This window comes from Oligoflexus tunisiensis (assembly GCF_001748245.1).
GTDB lineage: Bacteria > Bdellovibrionota_B > Oligoflexia > Oligoflexales > Oligoflexaceae > Oligoflexus > Oligoflexus tunisiensis.
This window is the reverse complement of sequence record NZ_BDFO01000001.1, coordinates 4963902-4979431: the sequence shown is the minus strand read 5'-3', so window position 1 is coordinate 4979431 and position 15530 is coordinate 4963902. Positions and strand designations below refer to the sequence as shown.

Genomic DNA, 15530 nt, shown 5'->3' with positions numbered 1-15530 from the left:
GGGAAGAGGTGACTGCCATGACTCTGCAACTCGCGACTTCAAAAACGGCCCAGGATGCCTATGGTCTGGTCCGTGATCTTCAGAAGAAACTTGTGAAAAGGCTCGACCGTCTGCCGCCGCCGGCCGCGTCCTCACGATTTAAACCTGTCTCATGGCTGCGGGCCAAAGGCGCTTTCGGTGGTGGCGAACGTTTTGTGGCGATGGATGAGGCGCTTTTCAATCGAGCCTCGGTGAATATTTCGCAGGTGCAATATGAAAAGGACCCCCAGCGCAAACTGAATTCCGCGTCGGCGCTTTCCACGATCGTGCATCCGCGGCATCCTTTTGCTCCCTCCATGCACATGCATATCAGCTGGACGGAAATGAAATCAGGCCAGGGCTACTGGCGGATCATGGGGGATTTGAATCCCAGCATCCCCCGTGAGTCGGATACGGCGGCCTTTAATCAGATGCTGCGCAGCGCGACCGGCGCTCTCTATCAAACCGGCAAGGAGCAGGGCGAACATTATTTTTATATCCCTGCTCTGGGACGGCATCGTGGGGTGGCGCATTTTTATCTGGAGGAATTCAACAGCGGTCATCGGGAGTCGGATTATTCGCTGGCGCAGAACTTTGGCGAACGTTTGATCGAAACCTACGGGGACCTGGTGGAAGCCGCGTTGAACAGACAGGAAAAAGTCACGGATGCTGAGAAACGTCAGCAGCTGGATTACCACACGCTTTATTTCCTTCAGGTTCTGACGCTGGACCGCGGCACCACCTCGGGGCTGCTCGTCCATGATGAGAATGATACGGGCATTCTGGGCTCGCTCCCTTCACATGTGGATCGTGCTCTTCTGGAATCATGGATTCCCAAACATCACGCGCTGCAGCAGAAACTGCTGGCGGATATCATCGCGGTGCTGCCCCAGGCAAATCCCAGCCTGGTGGATGATGCGGTGAAGGTGAAAATCGCCGAGGTCGCGCGCCGGTTCTATCAGCATTATCCCGAGGCTCAGGAACTTTTGGCGAAGGGGAACACCGTTCCCCCCACTGTGGCCAACCATAGTTAAGAGGGTGTTGCAAAGGCCCCTCATTCTGCGTTGCTCAGCCTTTCCCAGCAAAACTTCGTTTTGCCGGGGCCCTGAGTCGCCTCCGCTCCTCATGTACCAGCGTGTACACTCCGGTGCTCGCCTCTCTCGCGCCTTGCCTGAGGAGCCTTTGCAACACCCTCAATAAGCTTTAGGGTTGAGGTGCGGTGCTGAAAACGTTTGAGGCCCGCATCCTCTCCGGCAGGTAACGATCGAAGCGTCCGAGGCCCCAGGCCACGGCCAAAATCACAAGCAGGGCCAGCGCTCCATACAAACGCCAGGGCCGTTTTTTATCGGCATAAGGATCCGCGTTCCGCAGCCCGGCATGCAGAGGCACCTGACGCAAGGCAGTCATCGACGCCGCAAACGGCACATTAATGCGCGCCACGGTATTGATGGCCCAGCCGTTGGCATCCAGAATCGGTCCGAGGTTGCGGCTTTTCAGTTTCAACCAGGCCAGGATCATGGACGGACCGGAGATCAAAAGGATCAGGGCGATAATGCCAAAGGGCATGAGGACGCCCAGATTCAAAAACTGCGCAAAGAGCAGGCCGAAGAAGGTACTGATACTCCCCAGGGCCACCCCGAGGGCGGCTACCGTTCCAACATCCATTTTTTTCGCCTGAAGCATTTCGGGAGCCTTGGCCTTGTCGGCGCTGGCCATGATCTGGGTGGTGTCGGAAAGCTGCGTGACATGGCTGGCCTCGGCAGCCGCGGCGCGTTTGGCGATCTGTTCTTCAATGAAGCGGGTCACCTTCCTGTAAGGCGACCAGAAGGCTTCGCGCAAACTGATGGGATTCGCCACGATGCGGGCGATGGTGGCATCCCAGTCGCGCCCCTCGCGATCATAAAACACACCGTTGCGGCCCACGGAAATATTATCGCTGTCACCATCGGTCAGCAGGGCGACGATGGCCCGCGTCTCCTCCCCGGCCCGCTTCAAATCACAGTACGCGAGATACGCACCCGATAAACCAGCCATCGCCGTGTGCCGCTTGGGATCCGATACCTCGATGCAGAGTTCCGCCGCGCGCCCATCGATGAAGAGCGTGCCGGACTGAAACATGGCCTTCTTGCGTCGATAAAAATCGGAGAAATTGACGAAGTTACGCAGAATACGCCCCAGGTCGCGGCGATAGAGGAGGAGGCGCAGCACTTCATTCAGGCTGTCAAATTCCGGGGCGAGCGCCAGATCGAAACCGATCAGCTCCTCCAGAGTCTCACGAATGCGGCCGCTGCGAATCTCCCGGATGCTCTGCATATCGAGTCGCGAAACCTTGCTCTGCGGCTCACGTCCACGCCAGGCGGCATAGCCCTGCAGGTTTTTTTGAATCTGCCGCCACTGCTCTTCCGTAAGGACATCGGGGCGAAACCCGAGCGTTGTTTGCACTGCGGTTTCGATAAAGTATTGCATCGGCTTCTGCCAGGCCGGATTCAGACGGTCATCCAAAGGCAGCAGGATGGTGCCTGTCACCTGCGCCAGAGGCAGGGCCGCCAGCTCTTCCGAATTGGCTGTCAGCTGCTGATGGGCAATGGCGGCCATATCAGATACGGATCGATTGGCGGCGCTTTCCGCTCGGGGATCAAAGGCCACCCAATGGCAGCGCGTGAAATAATCCTCAATTTTTCTGCTGACGGCTTCCGTGGCCTGAAAGGCGAGCGCGGTTCCGGTGGTCCCAAGGGGCACAAGATGCGGCTGCTGATCGAGTTCGGCAAACCAGTTGGCGCGTGCTTCCATCTCGTTAAAGAAACTGGTGATGATGGTTTGATCCAAACCAGGACGACCGGTGCGATCAGGAGCGGAACCATAATGCTGAATGATGTGTTCGATCAGGGATTTGATGGCGGGATCCTGGCTGGCCTCAGGCACGATCACGCCATCACCGTTGAAGATCTCGGCGCTCAATTGCCCCATGGCCCGATCGAGTTCCTCGACCTGAATGCTCCCGGCTCCCTGTTTGCCGAGCTGGGTCAGCGCGCGCTCCGCACCGGCCTTGAGGGCGGGATCCTTGATCTCCGCGAGCGGAACGCTGTCTCCTTCGCTGAGAATGAGACCTGGATCCACCAAAGTCCTGTCCAGCCACTGAATGGCCTCAAGCAATTCCGGGGGCCGAATGTGACCATCCTGATCGCTGTCGAGCCGATCGAGGGTGCGTGTATCCCCATGTAGACCCCGCGTGGGCATGGACAGAGCCATCCAGAGTTTTTGATCGAGTTGGCTTAGTTGAAGCAAATCCGCGGTCGTTTTTAGCTCAACCTGTACCACGCCACCTGCGCGAAAGTAATTCCAGGTATGCGGTTGGACGGACATAGGAGCTCCTTGAGTGGCGGGCAAAGGGAAACGTCACGTCGCGCCCGGCTGAGGCATCCTAGACAGCCCTTCTGCGGTCGACAAGGAAAATTTCCTGGGGAAGAACAGGAACCGGAACGTCATTTCTGGAAATTCCGACGATGGGCAGAACGAGTTTTTTAGGGCACAATGAGGACCATCACCCAGGGAGTCATACCAATCGTGTCAGCGCATCCTTTTGTCAGCCTATGGGATTACATATCGGAGTCTGGCCTGCGCGATGCCATGAGTGAACGTGAACGGCGTCGCATTCGCTTTTCCAATCAGAATACGGCCATCATCGCTGTTCTGATCCTGGTCTCCTTTCCTCCCGTCTTTTGGCTGGTGGGGCAACCCACGCTCGCTCTGGTCACACTCCTGTCAGCTCTGCATTTCGGCTGCATTTTCCTGATCAATCGCTGGAGTGGTTCGCTGACTTTTGGACGTCTCTACACCATTTTCAACTACAACGCGGTCACGCTGTTTTATTCCCTGGCGCTCGGACCTGGGGCGGGAATCCAGTATGTATTCCTTACCTGCGCGTCGGCGCCTTTCATTCTGCTTGACTACCGACGGCGGGCGAGTTTTATCGTCTGCAGCCTGGCCCCCGTGCTGCTTTTTTTCTTCGTCGAAACCATGGGGCTGGATCTGGTGCAACCCCTGCCGCTGACGGCCGAACAGCAGCGGCTCATCCACCTCGCCACCATGCCTTTTGTTTTCGCCACCGTCTTTCTGTATTCGGGCTACTTCTATCTGCATAATCAGAAGAGCGAGAATAAGTTGCGGCGCACCATTGCCGACCTGCGGACCAGTCAGACGCTGATCGAGGAACAGCAAACCCTTCTTGTCGCCAGCTCGCGACTGTCGGCCATTGGCGAACTGGCGGGCAGCATTGCGCATGAAATCAATAATCCGCTGGGCATCGTCAAAGGCTATAGCGACCAGCTGGTGAAGCTCGTCCAGCGTGAACCGCTGGATCGCCATCGCGTGAGTCATGCCAGTCAGAAGATTTCGGAAACGACCGACCGCATGTCCCAGATCATCATGAGTCTCCGGCGCCTTTCGTATGAAGGGCAGGGCGACCCCTTTGAACGGGTGGACCTTGTGCAGGTGGTCGATGATACGCTGGCCATCTGTCGCCAGAGCATTCGTGAGCTGGGCATCGAGCTGATATTTGAGCGTCCGCCTGGGCCCTGTCACACCATGGGACGCCCGCTTCAGCTCGGGCAGGTGCTGCTGAATTTGATTCAGAACGCGCGGGATGCGGTGGAAAATCTGGATCCGAAGTGGATCAGGATTTCGATCCGGAAACGGGATTCCGTCCTGGAGCTGGCTGTCGAGGACAGCGGCCAGGGTCTGCAGCCGGACGTCCTGGCCCGCGTGGGCCAGCCCTTCTTCACCACCAAACCCTTTGGCAAGGGTACCGGCCTCGGCATCAGCATCTCCCGAAAAATCATGGCGGCCCATGGCGGCAGCATCGAAGTGGATACCCGGCATCCCAACACCCGCTTTGTGGTCGCGCTCCTCTCGCACCCGGCCTGAATCTGTGCTCTCCCGGGCAATGGGGATTCAAGGATACTGCAGGAATTCACCTTGCCAATCAGCCCCCATCAAGGCATGCTGCCAGCCCAGTGGGTCGCCTTGAATATGTAAAATTGGTAGGATTGAGGTTTTTTATATGACACAGCGCTGTGGATATTGCGCCATCATGGGTAGGCCAAATGCCGGGAAAAGTTCCCTGCTGAATACCCTGGTGGGCCAGAAGATCGTCGGCGTCAGCGCCAAACCCAACACCACTCGCAATCGCATCCTGGGCATCCGTATGGAAGATGAAGCCCAGCTGCTATTTTTGGATACACCCGGTATTCATCGCAGTCACAAGAAATTGACCTTGAACTCGATGATGAATCGGGAAGCGTGGTCGGTCCTCGCCGATGCGGATATGATACTTTATGTGATCGACGTTCAGGATGTCGGCCATGCCGAGGATATCAATTTCCTGCGGAACGTGATCAAGGAATCGCGTGGTCGCGTGCTCGTCTGTCTGAACAAATGCGATAAGCTGAAAAAAGTGGAACTGCGTCTGGCCGAGGAGCGTTTGCGCGGAATCCTCGCCATGATTCGCGAAGAGCTGCCCCCCGAGGCGGCCGCGCGCCTGGATGATCGCCATCCGTGGCTCATCAGTGCCAAGCGCAAGGAAAGCCTGACGGAGCTGGTGGCCGCGATCGGTGGCAGTTTACCGGAAGGCCCCTGGCTTTACCCGGATGATGACCTGACCGATCGTCCGCAGAAATTCGTCTGTGCGGAATTGATCCGCGAGCAGGCGTTCCGGCATTTGGGGGCGGAGCTGCCTTACCAATTGGCCGTGCGGGTTGATACAATAGAGTTCAAGCCGACCATTGTGCGGGTCGAAGCCAATATCGTGGTGAGTCGTCAGGCGCATCGTGGTATCGTTTTAGGTAAGAACGGCCAGAAAATTAAGGAAATCGGCATGGAAGCGCGGCAAAGCCTGGAGCTGCATTTCCAAAACAAGGTCTTTCTCGGTCTGGAAGTGATCGTGGATGAAGACTGGGTGAATGATCCGATTTCCATCGCGGATTACGCTGATCTCGATCAGGATGATTAAAGAATTTCCGTCTTAGGATAAAGGAGTCAATGGAAATGACCCAACCTCGCCTCAGGATCGTTGGCGGTAAAAAACTCTCCGGTGGCCGCATCTCGATCGCCGGCAGTTCCAATCAGGTTACCAAATGCATCATCGCCTCGATGCTGACGGACGAACCCGTGATGATCAAAGGTGCCCCGGACGTCGATGAACGCAAAATCGTCGAGGGGCTCTATCGTTACCTCGGTGGTCAGGTGACCACGCATGAATCCGATACGATCGAAGTCTGTGCGAAGACCATGGACCGCTGGGCCATTTCCGAGGAAATCTGTCGCAAGAATCGGATCTCCATCCTCTGCGCCGGGCCGCTCCTGCAGCGCTTCGGCAAGGTGAGCTTCTATGGGGCCCTCGGCGGCGATAAAATCGGTCGGCGGCCGGTGAATTTCCACATCGAAGGGCTCGCCATGATGGGCGCGCAGGTCGAACAGGACGGCAATCAGTATCATCTGAGCGTCGATGACAAGGGGCTGCGCGGCGCGCATATCAAGCTGCCCTTTCCTTCGGTGATGACCACGGAAAACCTGCTCATCGCGGCCTCCATGGCCCGCGGTCGGACCATTATCGAAAATGCGGCGATCGAACCGGAGATCTTTGAACTCTGCATGATGCTGCAGAAAATGGGTGCGGATATCACCCAGACTCCCAATCGAACCTTTATCATCGAAGGCGTGAAAAAGCTGAACGGCTGCGAACTGCGCTGCATGTTCGATCGCAACCAGGTGGTGTCATTTGCAGTGGCGGCCCTGGCCACGGGCGGGGATGTGCTGATTGAGAACGTCACGCATGGACCGGTCTACAGCTTTTTGAATTTCATCCAGCGCATGGGTGCGGAATTCACGGTGAACTCCAAAGGCCTTTATGTGAAAGCCCCGATGGGACGGCCGCTCAAAGGCGTGCATATCGAGGTGGAGGTGCATCCCGGTTTCATGACCGACTGGCAGCAGCCCTTCATGGTGCTCTTCACGCAGGCGGAAGGCGTCTCCATTCTGCATGAAACCGTCTTTGAGGAACGCCTGGGTTATACCTCCTTTCTGAATAACATGGGCGCCAATATCCATGTGACGAGCAAGTGCCTCGGGGAATCCCCCTGCCGTTTCCGAAATCATAACTTCGTGCATTCGGCCATCATCCAAGGACCAACCAAACTGCGGGCGCGGGACTTCGAACTGCCGACCGACATTCGCGCCGGCAAATGCCTCGTGGTCGCAGGACTGGTGGCGGAAGGCATCACGCATCTGACCAACATCCATGAAGTGACCCGGAAGTACGACAACCTCGTGCCCAAGCTGCAGGCGATGGGCGGGGATATCGTGGAACTGCCGGGCACAACGCCCTAAAGGATCAGCCGTAAGCCAGGACTGGAGCCAGGCCGCGCCCGTTGCGGGGATTCGTGGCTCCGGAGTACAATGGAAGAACCGGACGACTGTCGAGGTTTTTCCATGCGGTTTCCATCATGCTGGCTTTGGTCATTTCTGGGGATGTCGGCCTGTTCCGGATCATCCGCGGATCCTCCTCTTTATTCTGTCGTGGATGGATCCTGGTCCACTGTTTGCGTGCCACGGCAGGATCTTTTCGCCTCCTATCGGATTGCACTGGACCTGAAAAACGCCCAGGATGCTACGCGCACCGAAACCTATTATGTGGACGCTGCCTGCGAGGAAGCGGTGGCGACGCTGGAATATCGCGGCCTTTACGAGCTGATGGTCACCTCGCGTGATTTCACATATGGCATTGACTTCATGTATCAGGAACAGGCCCTGGCCGCTCTTAATGCGGAAGGGCAGGCACGCCTGGAGTCCGCCGCCTTTTGCGGGCGTGAGCAGTGGCCTTTGGCGGAAGCGCAGGATCCCTTGAGTTTTGATCCTGGCAACTGCACCGCCGTGGGGCCGGTCCCTCTGAAAAATTTGAATCTTGTGCACATTCATCAGGGTTACAGCCTGGATTTCGGTGTTGATCTGGCTCATGAAAATGAACGTCCCATCAACGTCCAGAACGCACCCCAGCTGGTTTTCCTTTCACAACCTTTGCCTTGAGTCGCATATGATACCAAGACGTCTTTGTTATCCCGGGCCTCAGCAAGGAAAAAGCTGGCTCATCAGCATCGTTCTCGGTGGGCTTTTGCTCGGGGGGCTGATTTGGGAAGCGCGGCAGACCCAATCGATGCGTGCCATCAGCCAGGCCGCGCTCGAAGCCGAAAAACAACTGCTGGATGTCGAGGCCACCGAAAGAGCGCCGCTGACTCTGCGGAACCCTGATCGGGTGGAAAGTCATGAAGCCACGCAGCAGCTACGACTTCTGCGGCAGTGCATCAAAGCCCGCGAAGGTCTGCAGGCCTGTCTGGGCCGCATGCTGGTGGCCTGGCGGCAAACACCTCAGCACCTTGGTGGTTTCTTGGAGGCGCTGCGTTATCAGGAACGTCAGCCGGGACATGAAGGGGATCCCGGCCACATTGTGGAACTTGTGCAAAAGCTCATGCCGGAATCCCGCGACCGGACGGATGTCTATAGCCTTTGGTTTCAGATGCAGCGGCGGCGCAGTGTGGGATTGCATCAACGCCTCCCGCGCCCGCCACAGCGGATGATGCCCCGTTATCTCGGAATGATGTTGAAGGCGGAACTGGCGGCCAGACAAGGGTTTCGGACGGCTTCTCTGAAATATTATGAGACCGCGGCAGACTCCTTTCTGGAGGCCATGCTGGAAAAAATGCGGAAGAGTGAATCCATCGCCATCGAAGCTTATAATCAAAGCCATGACCAGAAAGATCTGGCACGCCTGTATTTGCAGCTGGGCTGGTGGACCGAGGCGGAAAAAGTTCTCTATCGTCTCGCGGAGCAGGAACCAGCTGATCAAATCGTTCTCAGCCTTATGGAGCAGCTGCGCCGGCGCTCGACACAAACCCAGGCTGGCTAGGGATCCTCATTCCCAGCCCGTCTTCGGCCTTGCCAAATACACATGAAGCATTACATTATACCTGGGCAAGAGTCCGAGAAGGACGAAACGGAGGAGTATTCCATGTTGCGTATTATATGTCGGACAATCGCCGGTTTGTTCCTGGTGGGAGCCATGGCAGGCTGTGGTTTGCAGTCCATTCCCCAGGCCAAAAACAAAGTGGAAGCCGCCCTGGCAGAAACCACGAACCAGTATAAAAGACGGGCTGACCTGATTCCCAACCTTGTCAGTGTGGTCAAAGGTTACGCTGCGCATGAACAGGATACTCTGACAGCTGTTGTGGAAGCCCGGGCCAAGGCCACCCAGACGACGGTGGATCCGGGTTCCATGGATCCCAAACAGTTGCAGCAATATATGGCCACGCAAGGCAGCCTCAGCCAGGCTTTGGGTCGACTCATGGTCGTAGTGGAAAAATACCCAGATCTGAAGGCCGATGCGCAGTTCCGCGATCTGAGTGCACAACTCGAAGGCACGGAAAACCGTATTGCCGTGGCACGTCAGCGCTACATCGAAGCGATTAATGAGTTCAACAATTTGATTACCGTGCCCCCCACAAGTTTTACCAATAGCCTCATCTATCATCATGAGAAGATGCCGCAATGGACCGTGACGGACGCCGAGAAACAGCAGATCGAGACCGCGCCCAAGGTTGAATTCAAGTGAGGACGCTCATGCAGCGACTCCTGCTGCTGATAGTTTGGCTAGGGAGTGTGACGTCTGCGCTGGCGGTCACACCCATTCCTCCGTTGGCGGCTCCTGTCATGGATACCGCCCAGATACTTTCCGAAGGGACGGAAACCTATCTCAATCAACAGCTGCGTGACCTGCACCAGGCGGGCGGCAGTCAAATTACAGTGCTGACAGTACCCCAGCTGGAAGATGAAACCATCGAACAATTTGGGATACGCGTCGCAGAGCAATGGAAACTCGGGACCGCGGACAAGGATAACGGCGCCATACTTTTGATTTCAGCCCAGGATCGCAAACTCCGCATCGAGGTGGGGCAGGGATTGGAAGGTTCGCTGACCGACCTTTATTCCAGCCGTATCATCCGGGAGAAGATGACCCCACTGTTTCGTGAGGGTGATTATGATGCCGGTGTGATTGCTGGTGTGGCCCATATCGTGGCTTATACGGATCCGGATTTTAAATTCGGGGTCGACGCTCCCGAGACGCGAGTGCGGAGCACGCGCGGGGAACGCAGAGGGGGCGTGGGCTCCCTGTTTTCCCTCGTCATCTTTCTGGTTGTCATTCTTATCATGGCGGCTGGTGGAGGTGGACCGCGCGGCCGCTTCGGTGGGCGTCGCAGTGGATTTGGTGGCTGGGGCGGCGGTGGTTTCGGTGGCGGCGGCTTCGGTGGAGGCGGCGGCGGCTGGGGCGGCGGCGGTGGTGGATTTTCAGGAGGAGGAGCATCCGGATCATGGTAAAGGAGATTCCTGCCTGGCTCAGATCCTATTTAAGTTTGGAAGGTGCCTCACGCATTGAACGTGCGGTGCTCGAAGCCGAGACCAAAACCAGTGGGGAGATCGTCCCGATGCTGGTCTATCGGTCCACTGTATCCAGCAACAGCGACCTTTTGGGGGCTTTGCTGGGACTGTTGCTGGCCCTCAGCGTCAAGCATATTCTGGTGCTCACGGCGGGCTGGACGGGTCATGATCTTTTATGGTCCCTGGCCTTTGTGATCGCCGGGCTGACCGGTTTTTTCCTGGCCCGTATGCCGTCCGTGGAAAGACTTTTGATTCCACGCAAGGATCAGAAACTGGAAACGGAACGTCGCGCGATGCTGGCTTTTTATGAAGCCGGTCTGTCCGCAACGGCCGGACGCACGGGCATTTTACTCTTCGTTTCGTTCTTTGAACGGCAGGCCGTGGTCCTCGCGGATCAGGGCATTGCGCGTTTCTGCAAGCCCGAGGATTTTCAGGAACTGGTCCATGACCTTGTGCAGGGCGCGAAGGATCATAAACTCGTCGAAGGCTTTGAAAAGGCGGTCGCCAAATGTCAGGACATTCTGGTTCCGCACTTTCCGCCGGATACCCACAATCCCAATGAACTCAAAGATCACCTGCGGATCAGCTGGTGATGTACTTTCCTTCCGCCATTGATCCCGATGATTTTGATCGCCGCTATCGGCTGCAGTCTGAGCTGTGGCGCGAGCCCTTTCTCGCGCTCTGGCGGGAGAAGGGACCCGATCCGGCCCTGGCGGCTCGATTTCAGCCCTTTACCGATGGCACCAATCTGATCGCCGCGCTGGGTGAGGCGTGGATCATGAAAGTGTTTCCGCCTTTTTTGAAACATCAATGGGTCAGCGAATGGCGGGTGATGCAGCATCTTGCAGGTCAGTTGCAGCTGCCGATTCCTCAGTATTATGCGTCCGGTGTCCAGGGCGACTGGCCCTATATCATCATGAGCCGTCTGCCCGGTGTCACTCTGGAAAACGTGTGGCCGCGACTCGGAAATCTGGCGAAGGCGGCGCTCCTGCAGGATATCGGCCGCATCATGTCCCGCGTTCATGCCGTGCCGGTGGGTCATCTGATGGATCTGCCTCCCGCATGGACTCCATTTTTTGCGCAGCAGATCGCCCATGCCAGGGCTCGACATACAAGGCTGGGCATGCCGCGCTGGTTCACCGACTCCGTCGATGCCTTTGTGCAGAAGGCCTTGCCCCTGCTGTCCGGCTCCTTTCAACCGGTGATCCTGACCGGAGAGTATACGCCCTTCAACCTGCTGGTCCTGGATGAGCCCGAGGTCACCCGAATCGCTGGCATGATCGACTTCGGAGATGCCATGATCGGCACTCCCGAATACGATCTGCTCGGTCCTCTTCTGTTCAGCTGCGAAGGCCGGCCGAATCTCGTGAAGGCTTTGCTCAGCGGCTATGGTTATGCGGAAGCGGATCAGAACAGGACCCTGCGCCGACGTCTGATGCTCCTTCAGATTCTGCATCGCTACAGTGATTTCCGGGCGCAACTGCGCATTCCGGGTGGGCTGGATCGCGTGCATTCCATCGAGGAGCTGGAGGAACTGATCTGGCCTTTGCCGTGATCAGGCGCTGGCGGCGTGACGCCGGCGGCTGGCAATGCGTTGGAAATGGAAATCCTTAACAGCCTCGTCATCGCGGATATACTGCCTCGATTTATCCAGCACGAAGCGGGTGAACGCTTTTTGATACTGCGCCGGCAGCGCTTGATAAACGGTGGATTTGATGCAGATCAAATGACCCGAGCCGGGAATTTCATGAATTTTCCGGAGAGCCTCATAGCGGGTGGCCAGCACAATGCCTTTGCCAAAGAGCTCGTAACTCCGAATACCGGACAAGGTGAAGAAACCCTCGATGGGACCTTCGGCGATGCCGATCGACAGCAGAGGTTCGCTGGAACCCTGAATGGGAAAGTGCTCCAAAGTTTCCTCGAACTTCTGGACAAAGTCGGCTGCCATATCGAGAGCAATTTCCCGCAAACTGAGATGGGAAGGAGGAAGAAAGGGAAACCCGACGGAACAGAGAAAGCCATCACCCATTTCCTTGATACGAAAGCCATAAGCCTGCAAGCCTTCTCCGACGTAACCACGTTTCATGACGGCGTCGCATTCATCAAAGAAACAGCGCAAAAAGTGCTTCAATTCATGGATATTCTGCTTGGAGCTGTCGATCATGTCCACACAGAGCACACAGGCGTTTCCGGTGGCGAGGGGCATGGTTTCCTCGAGCTGACGACCCTGTTCCATCATGGACAGCTGATGCGGATAGACCATCTTGCCGAGCTGGGAATAGGCATGCTTGCGACGCCTGGTTTCGTCGATCCTTTCCCGCTTCATTTTGAAAGCCAGAGCATAGGAAATCAGGATCGCTTCCACGGTGGCGCCGACAAAGTTCGCCGAGCGGGTGAGCGGCGTGCTCTCAATTAGACCCCCGAGGGCGCTGACCTGAATCACAGTACCGATCAAAAGAAGAGACCAGGCCACCAGAAAAATTGGGGCCAGCGGATTTTTGAGTTTGATGGCGTAAAAACCATACAGCAGGGCCAGGATGGATCCCACGCCTGAGCCCAAGAGACAGTTCCCGGCGCCGATATCGAAAGGTCCGAGGGTGGTGATGAGGATGTTGCTGAGCGCGAGCCACGCCATGAACCAGAAGAGACGGCTCATTACGCGTGGGAATTTCGGCATTTCGAGCAGGCGACCGACAAAGAGATAGACGAAAAATATGCTGGCGGAAATGCAGGTGATGCCCATGCGTCCCAGGAAAGGCCCCACATCGGTCAGTATATGAAGCTTGGTGTAACCCGTGAGGAACATCTGAACCCAGCCGTAGGAGCCGAGATAAAGGCAATAGTAAAGATGCAGAGGGTCGCGGCTGACGGCGAAAATTCCAAGGTTATAGAGAGACAGCGCAAGGCAGATCGCAAAGAAGCCGCCGTAGAGCATGCTCTCCCAGTTGCTTGCCAGATAAAAGGCTCGCGGTTCCCATATTCTCCAATCCACGCCGGTGATGTCGCGGCTGCTTTGATAAATGCGCAGCCGATTCAGGCCCGGCTGCAGCTTCACGGCAAAGGTTGGCGCCCGATAATGCACGGGCCACTGGGATGCCGGCACATTGTTGCCCGCCATGCCCAGGTCCATCCAGGACAGACCATCCAGCGAATGGAACACCCGGATGACGTCCGCCTGTGTCTGACCGTGTTCGAGATGGACGGAATGTTCCGTGACGTCGTCGAGCCTGATCTGAATGTCCGTCCAACAAATTCGATTGACGAGATAGCCGAGATTCAAAGATCCGGTTTGGGCCTTGAAGAGTGAGGAATCGACCCGGGACGGATCCGCGCTTTCCGGGGGAATCGCGTCCTGGCAGAACCAGGCGAATTCATCCACGGTCATCACGGACGTCTGATCCGGTTTCCATACGAGAGCTGCCGAAGCCTGATCCGTAAGGGCAATAAGGAGCAGCAGAAGTATCCCTGGGATAGTTCCGCGTGCGAAGCCTTGCTTGGAGCGCCTGGCGAAAATAGAAAGCCCTCTGTCTGGATGATGCGTCTTCCTTATCGGTTGTCCGCAGGCAACCTTTCAGAAATCGCATTCCCTGGGGGTGTTGGTCGGGGCGAAGCTTCCGGATTCGCACGGGATTTTTAGCTTTTTTGCCAGGACGCCAGACGTGGGGCAAGACTATTCCACGCGAAGATTGATCCCGAGCCGCACGTGGGTTGCAGGAGCCAGATCGATTTCATCCGCCATCCAACCCCGGGTTTTGCTCATGACTTCCGCAAAGACCGCGGCCCAGGTCCTGACATCCTTGTGGAGTTTAAGGGCCACGAAGCCGCCCGGCTCCCAGGTCCGTTCGCGATAAAGAAGTGTGCGCGGCTGCCACCAGACGGCCGTGCTCACATCAAGCGAAAGCCCGTCGCTCCAGGTCTGACAGCCGATGCATTGCCATTCCAGCCCCGGCAGAGTTTTTTGTTGATTGGTGTACTGACGCGCGATGAAGAGCTGTCCACCTTCCTGAACATCCGCGTCCTTCAGGAAAACATTCTGCTCAAAGCTGTGACCGAATGGAGTCAGATGATGTCGCAGCGTGAGCGCCCACATCCGATCCCCCCATTCCCAGCCGGAAAAGACAAACCAGAAAGGATCGATGAGATTCACCCAGCTGTAAAGCGCCATGCGATGCAGATACTCCTTCTCCGTTGCGGTCAGATCGTCCCGACTGCGATACCGGGCAATGCCTTCGCCGGACGGATGGGGGCCGCGCGCCTCATAAGGTTCATCGGGTCGGAATAGATCATAAACATAGGACACACAATCAAAACCGGTGAAGTCGCGCTTCATTTCATCCGGACCTTCGGTGGCCAGGTCGTCTCGCGTCGCGACATCTCCACTGCGACTGTCGCACAGGTTGCGATAACTGATGGGGCCCAGGTGGGAGAGGAGAATCAAAAAATGCTGCCGCGGCAGGGCCCGATCAAAAAATTGAGCTTTTTCCAGATGCAGAGCGAACTGACTTTCCGCTTCCATGCCGGCCGTGGAAAGACGCACGAAATCCGCGGGGTGCTCACTCTTCAGACGGATCAAGTCCACATCGCGCACTTCATCGACGGGTATGGTGCCATCGCTTATGCTGGCATCGTAGACTCCGTTGTGACTGCGGATTCCATATTGATTCAGGACCGAGCGATGCGCCTCCTCATGCAGCCAGGTGGTGGCGAGCGGCTGAACCTGGCTGAAAAAATCGAAGGCGATCAGAGCGAAACCCTCGAGGCGATGCGAGCGTTCCTGATCGGCGGTGCCGAAGAGTTCAGCGATCAGGCGATGGGAACCCAGGTAATAGTCCTGGGTCAGGGCATGCGCCTGCATCAGACTCGGAGAAAAACCGGTGACTTTTTGGGCGGCACTATCATAAAGAGGCAGCTGCAGAGTCAGACGATAGGGTGACTCGGCAGCGTTTGCGGTCAACGAAAGACTGAGGGCAAACAGAACAAGCCCGGCTTTCATGCGGAACCTCACAAGGTGGATGTTCATCCACCTTAGC

At 56.8% G+C, this 15530-nt stretch carries 13 protein-coding genes; 10 read left to right on the top strand and 3 right to left on the bottom strand.

Annotation, left to right across the window (positions count from 1 at the left end):
• The first annotated feature begins 17 nt into the window (after positions 1-17).
• Positions 18-1052 (top strand): coproporphyrinogen III oxidase, encoded by a 1035-nt coding sequence (locus OLTU_RS20485; RefSeq protein WP_141734613.1) that lies wholly within the window; start codon positions 18-20, stop codon positions 1050-1052.
• A 169-nt stretch (positions 1053-1221) separates the two neighbouring features.
• Here OLTU_RS20485 and OLTU_RS20480 read toward each other — a convergent pair whose 3' ends face one another.
• Entirely contained in the window at positions 1222-3381 is a 2160-nt protein-coding gene (locus tag OLTU_RS20480; protein ID WP_141734612.1) for a hypothetical protein, read from the bottom strand.
• A gap of 201 nt (positions 3382-3582) precedes the next feature.
• Between OLTU_RS20480 and OLTU_RS20475 the strand changes: the two genes are divergently transcribed.
• The 9 genes from OLTU_RS20475 to OLTU_RS20435 all read left to right on the top strand — a co-directional run bounded on the left by OLTU_RS20475 (position 3583) and on the right by OLTU_RS20435 (position 12055).
• The gene (locus OLTU_RS20475; RefSeq protein ID WP_176736804.1) at positions 3583-4941 is read left to right on the top strand and encodes a sensor histidine kinase; all 1359 of its coding nucleotides are present in this window, start codon (positions 3583-3585) and stop codon (positions 4939-4941) included.
• A gap of 136 nt (positions 4942-5077) precedes the next feature.
• Positions 5078-6025 (top strand): GTPase Era, encoded by a 948-nt coding sequence (era, locus tag OLTU_RS20470; RefSeq protein WP_141734610.1) that lies wholly within the window; start codon positions 5078-5080, stop codon positions 6023-6025.
• A 35-nt stretch (positions 6026-6060) separates the two neighbouring features.
• Complete coding sequence (murA, locus tag OLTU_RS20465; protein ID WP_176736802.1) at positions 6061-7401, top strand: UDP-N-acetylglucosamine 1-carboxyvinyltransferase; 1341 nt, start codon at positions 6061-6063, stop codon at positions 7399-7401.
• A 102-nt stretch (positions 7402-7503) separates the two neighbouring features.
• Entirely contained in the window at positions 7504-8097 is a 594-nt protein-coding gene (locus OLTU_RS20460) for a hypothetical protein (RefSeq protein ID WP_141734608.1), read from the top strand.
• Between the two features lie 7 nt (positions 8098-8104).
• Positions 8105-8974: a hypothetical protein gene (locus OLTU_RS20455; protein WP_141734607.1), complete on the top strand. Its 870-nt coding sequence runs from the start codon at positions 8105-8107 to the stop codon at positions 8972-8974.
• 102 nt (positions 8975-9076) lie between these two features.
• A complete protein-coding gene (locus OLTU_RS20450) occupies positions 9077-9676 on the top strand; it encodes a LemA family protein (RefSeq protein WP_141734606.1) in 600 nt (199 codons plus the stop codon).
• Positions 9677-9723: 47 nt separating this feature from the next.
• Positions 9724-10440 carry a TPM domain-containing protein gene (locus OLTU_RS20445; protein WP_218110161.1) on the top strand — a complete coding sequence of 239 codons (717 nt, stop codon included), beginning with the start codon at positions 9724-9726 and terminating at the stop codon, positions 10438-10440.
• Positions 10434-11093 carry a TPM domain-containing protein gene (locus tag OLTU_RS20440; RefSeq protein WP_141734605.1) on the top strand — a complete coding sequence of 220 codons (660 nt, stop codon included), beginning with the start codon at positions 10434-10436 and terminating at the stop codon, positions 11091-11093. Before OLTU_RS20445 ends, OLTU_RS20440 begins: the two co-directional genes overlap by 7 nt.
• Entirely contained in the window at positions 11093-12055 is a 963-nt protein-coding gene (locus tag OLTU_RS20435; RefSeq protein ID WP_245676875.1) for a phosphotransferase family protein, read from the top strand. Before OLTU_RS20440 ends, OLTU_RS20435 begins: the two co-directional genes overlap by 1 nt.
• On the opposite strand, the gene OLTU_RS20430 is transcribed toward OLTU_RS20435, so the two are convergent.
• Positions 12056-13885, bottom strand: coding sequence for a 7TM diverse intracellular signaling domain-containing protein (locus OLTU_RS20430; RefSeq protein WP_245676874.1), 1830 nt, complete (start codon positions 13883-13885; stop codon positions 12056-12058).
• 285 nt (positions 13886-14170) lie between these two features.
• On the bottom strand, positions 14171-15493 hold the full coding sequence (locus tag OLTU_RS20425) for a hypothetical protein (RefSeq protein WP_141734602.1): 1323 nt from the start codon (positions 15491-15493) through the stop codon (positions 14171-14173).
• Positions 15494-15530: the final 37 nt, after the last annotated feature.

Coding starts and splice junctions, on each gene's coding strand:
- OLTU_RS20485 (WP_141734613.1), top strand. CDS start 18: ATGACTCTGCAACTCGCGACTTCAAAAACGGCCCAGGATGCCTATGGT.
- OLTU_RS20480 (WP_141734612.1), bottom strand. CDS start 3,381: ATGTCCGTCCAACCGCATACCTGGAATTACTTTCGCGCAGGTGGCGTG.
- era (WP_141734610.1), top strand. CDS start 5,078: ATGACACAGCGCTGTGGATATTGCGCCATCATGGGTAGGCCAAATGCC.
- murA (WP_176736802.1), top strand. CDS start 6,061: ATGACCCAACCTCGCCTCAGGATCGTTGGCGGTAAAAAACTCTCCGGT.
- OLTU_RS20460 (WP_141734608.1), top strand. CDS start 7,504: ATGCGGTTTCCATCATGCTGGCTTTGGTCATTTCTGGGGATGTCGGCC.
- OLTU_RS20455 (WP_141734607.1), top strand. CDS start 8,105: ATGATACCAAGACGTCTTTGTTATCCCGGGCCTCAGCAAGGAAAAAGC.
- OLTU_RS20450 (WP_141734606.1), top strand. CDS start 9,077: ATGTTGCGTATTATATGTCGGACAATCGCCGGTTTGTTCCTGGTGGGA.
- OLTU_RS20440 (WP_141734605.1), top strand. CDS start 10,434: ATGGTAAAGGAGATTCCTGCCTGGCTCAGATCCTATTTAAGTTTGGAA.
- OLTU_RS20435 (WP_245676875.1), top strand. CDS start 11,093: ATGTACTTTCCTTCCGCCATTGATCCCGATGATTTTGATCGCCGCTAT.
- OLTU_RS20430 (WP_245676874.1), bottom strand. CDS start 13,885: ATGACCGTGGATGAATTCGCCTGGTTCTGCCAGGACGCGATTCCCCCG.
- OLTU_RS20425 (WP_141734602.1), bottom strand. CDS start 15,493: ATGAAAGCCGGGCTTGTTCTGTTTGCCCTCAGTCTTTCGTTGACCGCA.